This window comes from Kurthia populi (assembly GCF_042686175.1).
Taxonomy (GTDB): Bacteria; Bacillota; Bacilli; order Bacillales_A; family Planococcaceae; genus Kurthia; species Kurthia populi.
Window position 1 is genome coordinate 1 of the sequence record NZ_JBHUOR010000050.1, and the last position, 572, is coordinate 572.

General features: G+C 40.7%; 1 protein-coding gene. It reads right to left on the minus strand.

Annotated elements, in window-relative coordinates; translation table 11 throughout:
* Nucleotides 1-101: 101 nt before the first annotated feature.
* Nucleotides 102-572 (minus strand): RNA-guided endonuclease InsQ/TnpB family protein (locus ACFSY7_RS10280; protein WP_380147769.1); only part of this gene is annotated, 471 nt, incomplete at its 5' end.

Below are 572 nucleotides of genomic sequence, written 5' to 3' on the forward strand. Positions count from 1 at the left end.
ACGAATTAAGGCAAAATTAAAAATGAGCCCGGTACAATACCGAACTCATTTTATACAAGCTGCTTAAACAAAATAACCGTGTCTAACAATTAGGGGTCACTTCACTTATGATTTTTCAACATGCCTTTTGTGTTTAAGTCTTCAAGACAGATGACATCATAGTGACGAATCAATGCCGTTGACAGTTTATTTAAAAAATCTTCTCGTTGAAACGCGACACGCTCACGCAAACGAGCCACTCTACGACGTTGCTTTTGGTAGTTCATGCACTCACGTAGGTTACGACCCTCTTTTTTTGCTTGCTCATAGCGACGGGACAATTTGCGTTGCTCACGTTTTAACTTCTGCTCCATTTTGGCTGTAAAGCGTTGGTTATCCACTCTACGTCCATTAGACAGAATCGCAAAATCGGTGATACCTAAATCAATTCCTACAGCTTCCTTTGTTTGAGGCAATGGCTTAAAGTTTGGTACTTCGCATTGGACAGACACGTAAAACGTACCACTCGCATTGTATTTAATGGTTGCGCGCATAATGCGACCTTCAATATTACGCGACTTCGCAAATTTTAC